5 protein-coding genes are annotated in these 4,441 nt (G+C 69.7%); 1 reads left to right on the top strand and 4 read right to left on the bottom strand.

Features of this window, described 5'->3' with window-relative positions:
- Positions 1-1,353 (bottom strand): proteasome ATPase (arc, locus tag VM938_05195; GenBank protein HVF74423.1); only part of this gene is annotated, 1,353 nt, incomplete at its 3' end.
- Positions 1,354-1,478: 125 nt separating this feature from the next.
- Here arc and VM938_05190 point away from each other — a divergent pair.
- Positions 1,479-1,715 carry a ferredoxin gene (locus VM938_05190; protein HVF74422.1) on the top strand — a complete coding sequence of 79 codons (237 nt, stop codon included), beginning with the start codon at positions 1,479-1,481 and terminating at the stop codon, positions 1,713-1,715.
- Positions 1,716-1,809: 94 nt separating this feature from the next.
- Here VM938_05190 and VM938_05185 read toward each other — a convergent pair whose 3' ends face one another.
- The 3 genes from VM938_05185 to VM938_05175 all read right to left on the bottom strand — a co-directional run.
- Entirely contained in the window at positions 1,810-2,982 is a 1,173-nt protein-coding gene (locus VM938_05185) for a MarP family serine protease (protein HVF74421.1), read from the bottom strand.
- The gene (locus VM938_05180) at positions 2,979-3,761 is read right to left on the bottom strand and encodes a tRNA (adenine-N1)-methyltransferase (GenBank protein HVF74420.1); all 783 of its coding nucleotides are present in this window, start codon (positions 3,759-3,761) and stop codon (positions 2,979-2,981) included. Before VM938_05180 ends, VM938_05185 begins: the two co-directional genes overlap by 4 nt.
- Positions 3,758-4,441, bottom strand: a 684-nt coding sequence (locus VM938_05175) for a tRNA(Ile)-lysidine synthetase (protein ID HVF74419.1), incomplete at its 5' end; no start/stop codon positions are given. The genes VM938_05180 and VM938_05175, both read right to left, overlap by 4 nt.

The following is a 4,441-nucleotide window of genomic DNA, read 5'->3' as shown; positions in this document are numbered from 1 at the left end:
CTTGTGCGGGTCGCCCCCCCCCAGCCGCTCGACCTCACCCGCGTCGAGGGGCAGCCCGGCCACCAGGTAGCGGCTGAAGATCTGGGCCGCGGCCTGCTCGTTGGGGCGCTCGATCTTGATCTTCACGTCGAGGCGCCCGGGGCGGAGGATGGCGGGGTCGATGAGATCCTCCCGGTTGGAGGCGCCGATGACGATGACGTTCTTGAGCGTCTCCACCCCGTCGATCTCGGCTAGGAGCTGGGGGACGATCGTGGCCTCCATGTCGGAGCTGATGCCGGTGCCCCGGGTGCGGAACAGGGAGTCCATCTCGTCGAAGAAGACGATGACCGGCCACCCCTCCTCCGACTTCTCCCGGGCCCGCTGGAACACCAGGCGGATCTGGCGCTCGGTCTCGCCCACGTACTTGTTGAGCAGCTCGGGGCCCTTGATGTTGAGGAAGTAGCTCTTGGCGTTGGCGTTGCCGGTGACCTCGGCCACCTTCTTGGCCAACGAGTTGGCCACCGCCTTGGCGATGAGGGTCTTGCCGCAGCCGGGAGGGCCGTACAGCAGGATGCCCTTGGGCGGCGGCAGCTCGTACTCGCCGAACTTCTCCCGCCATACAAAGGGCAGCTCGACGGCGTCGGTGATGGCTTCGATCTGGTCGTCGAGGCCGCCCACGTCGTCGTAGGAGATGTCGGGCACCTCTTCGAGGATGAGCTCTTCCACCTCGGGCCGGGGCAGCCGTTCGAGCAGCAGCCCGGTGCGCGAGTCCATGAGGATGGTGTCGCCGGAACGCAGCTTCACGTCGCGCAGCGACTCGGCCAGCTCGACCACCCGCTCCTCGTCGGCCCGCCCGACGATCATGGCCCGGGTGCCGTCCTCCAGCACCTCTTTCAAGGTGACGACCTCGCCCGACACCTCGGGGCCGCGGGCCAGCACCACGTTGAGCGACTCGTTGAGCACGACCTCTTGGCCCCGGGCCAACACGTCGGCGTCGAGCTCGGGGTGCAGGGCGACGCGCATCTTGCGCCCGCCCGAGAACACGTCCGCGGTGCCGTCGTCGTTGACGCCCAGGAAGGTGCCGTAGGCCGACGGCGGCTGCGTCAGCTTGTCGACCTCTTCGCGCAGCGCTGCGATGTGCTCACGCGCCTCGCGCAGCGTGTAGGTGAGCTTCTCGTTCTGCGAGACCGCCTGTGCCAGCTGCCCCTTGGTCTCAAGGAGCTTCTCCTCGAGCGTGCGGACGCGCTTGGGAGCATCCTGCAGGCGGCGCCGGAGGGTGATGACCTCTTCCTCCAGGACTTTCGCCTGCTCTTGAAGCTCCGCCACTTCCCGCTCGTACGCGGCTAGCCGTCGTTGGTACTCGGAGTCGGCCACGGACCACCTCCCTTTGAAGCGAACATACACCGGTCCTCTGCCATGTCGAGGGCATATGCGGGAGTTTCACCCGCCGATCCCGCGCAAATTGACGACGCCTGGGGGACGTGGCTACCGTCGCCGGCATGAAGGTCTGGATCGATCAGGATCTCTGCACGGGCGACGGCCTCTGCGAAGAGATCGCGCCGGCGGTGTTCACCCTCCTCGACGACGGCCTGGCCTACGTCAAGGAAGGCGACAAGGTGTTCAGCGACCCGGGCGGCCCCGAGGGGCTCGGCGCCGTCCCCGCCGGGATGGAGGAAGCCACCATCGAATCCGCCGAGGAGTGCCCCGGCGAGTGCATCTTCATCGAGGTCGAGTAGCCCCCACGCGTTGTAATCGGATCTCGATGTGAGGAACGAGCCCCTTCGGGGGCTCGTTCTTTTTTTGCCTACGAAGCAGCCGCAGGCGACCGTCTTACCCCTTCCGCAGGCAGGGACCCGTGCTGGCGTTGGCCCGCCTCGGCGCCGCCAACGCCGTGTTGAGCTCCCGGCTCGTCAGGGCGTACGACGTTCCCGGCCGGTCGGGGGCGATGGCGAAGGCCACGCCTACCACGGCGCCGTTGACATCGACCAAGGCGCCGCCCGAGTCGCCGGGCCGCAGGTCGGCGGCCAGGATGAACACGTCGCGCCGGGTGCTCTTGTTGTCGTAGAGGTCGCGCCCCACGGCATCGACCCGGTTGCGGATGGCCGCCGGTGCGATGCGCAGCTTCTCCTGCCCGCCGGGGTGGCCGAACACCGCCCCCCGGGCGTTGACCCGGGCACTGCCCACCGGCAACGGGCGCTGGTCGAGCCCCGGCACCTGGAGCACGGCCAGGTCGCGGTCGGGGTCGAAGTGCACGACCGAGGCCCGCAGGTCGCGGCCGTCGGGCCGTGTCACCTCTGTGCGCCGCTCCCCCGCCACCACGTGGGCGTTGGTCAACACCAGGTCGTTGCCCGCGGCGAAGCCGCTGCCCTCCTGTACCCGGTTGCACGCCTCCCCGCTGACCCGCACCGTGGAGGCCGCCACCCGGTCGAGCACGGCGGCGGGGATGCCCGTCGACGCCGGCGGCGGGCCCACGATCTCGGCGGGGCGCAGGGACTCGAAGACACGAGGGAAGTTCGTCTCCCCCACCAACCGGCGCAGGGCCTGGAGAGTGTCGGGCGGCGGCGGTGCGTTGCGGTCGAGCCACTGGGCGATGGTGGAACTGCGGGCCTCCCGCGACACCGTGCCGGGCACATCGGCGATAGCGGGCAGCAGCAGCCACAGCGACGCCAGCACGCCCAGTGTGCCGAAGAAGGCGCCGATGCCCCGGTCGAAGGTGCGGGCGGTGCCATGGGGCACGGCCCGGGCCAGCGACGAGCCCGCCACCAGCCCGAGGGCCTGGCCTGCGAAGGCCCCGCCGATGAGCAGAATCGACGCCACCATGAGCTTGCTGGTGGGGTCGGGGCCCTGGAACATGCGCATGGCGCTGGGCAGCAGCCGAGCGGCCAGGAAGAGGCCGATGCCGAGCCCGATCCACGAGGCGGCGCGAGCCAAGAAGCCCAGGCGGTACCCGCCTACCGCGGCGGCGACGGCGGCGGCGACGACGATCAGGTCGAGCAGGTTCACTGCCCGGGCGGGCCGACCAACCGGGCGCTGGTGAGGAAGCCGGTGTGCCCGACCATGCGGTGGTCGGGTCGTACGGCGTTGCCCTCGACGTGCCACGTGCGCAGGAGAACCTCTTGGGTCTCCGCCATGCTGAACGCGCTCGTCGCCAAGGCCTCCCGCAGCTGGGCCACTTGGATCACGCTGGGAACGTAGGCGACGAGGATGCCGCCGGGGTGGAGCGCGGACTCGGCGTGCTTCACCACCCGCCAGGGCTCGGGCAGGTCGAGCACGATGCGGTCGAGGCCCACCTCGTCGATGCCCTCGTAGACGTCACGCTCTTCCACCCGGTAGCGCTCCAGGGCTGCTTCGCCCAGGAACGACTTCACGTTCTCCTGGGCCTTGGCGGCGAAGTCGGCCCGCAATTCGTAGCCCACGATCTCGGCGCCCGCCCGCAGCATCGTCATCGACAACGCCCCCGAGCCCACGCCCGCCTCCAGCACCCGGCAGCCCGGGTAGATGTCGGCCAGCAGCAGGATCGGCCCCAGGTCCTTGGGGTAGATGACCTGGGCGCCGCGGGGCATCTTGAGGATGAAGTCCGACAACGTCGGCCGCACCGCCTGGTACCACGCCCCGTTGGTCGAGCGCAGTTCCACGCCTTCGGGCTGCCCGAGGATCTCGGCATGCTCTACAAAGCCCGTGTGGGTGTGGAATTGCCCACCCTCTTTCAGGGTGACGAGGTAGCGGCGGCCCTTCCGGTCGAGGACGAGCACCTTCTCGCCCGCCGCGAATGCGCGGCTCACTTGGTGGCCTTGACGACGAGGTTGCAGAAGGCGCACACCTCGCCGGTGGTGGGCGCGCCGCACGTCGAGCACGCCTTGAGGTCGACCCGCTCGGCCACCGCCTGCGGGGTGAACAGCGCCGAGGCCCGGTCGAGGAAGCCGAAGTAGAAGGCCGCCTTCGACCCCGGCGACTGCGCCTCGATGTCGTTGAGCGCTTCCTTGTAGCCGAGGTGCTTGTTGCCCACCGCCATCGGGCACTCCTCGACGATGTAGTCGATGCCGGTGAGAACGCAGTACGCCGCCATCTCGCGCTCGCCGAGGCGGACCAGCGGCTTCACCTTGCGGGCGAACCCGTCCCCGCCGGGCAGCACGGGCAGCTGGCGGCCGAGGTAGTCGGTGTTCCAGCGCAGCACGTTGCCGAACAGGACGGCGGCCTCGTCGTCGAGGTTGTGGCCGGTTGCCACCGCGTCGTATCGACCGTCGAGTGCGGCCGTGTTGAAGAGGTGACGCTTCGACAGACCGCAGGCCGAGCATGGTGCGCGGCGGGCCGCCCGTGACCCCGTGGGGATGTCGAAGCCGAAGTCGCCCGGCAGGTCGGTCTCGATGAGGCGGGCCCCGCGCTTCGACGCGTAGCGCCGCGTGTACTCGGCGGAGGAGTCGCTGTAGTCGCCGATGCCAAGCCCGAGGTACAGGCCGTCGAC

This window comes from Acidimicrobiales bacterium, from assembly GCA_035536915.1.
Classification (GTDB): Bacteria; Actinomycetota; Acidimicrobiia; order Acidimicrobiales; family JAHWLA01; genus JAHWLA01.
Note: the sequence above shows the minus strand (reverse complement) of the source record. Positions and strands in the feature narration are given on the sequence as shown.

What these genes read in the sequence shown, in the direction of transcription:
- VM938_05190 (HVF74422.1), top strand. Translation starts at nt 1,479, where the DNA reads ATGAAGGTCTGGATCGATCAGGATCTCTGCACGGGCGACGGCCTCTGC.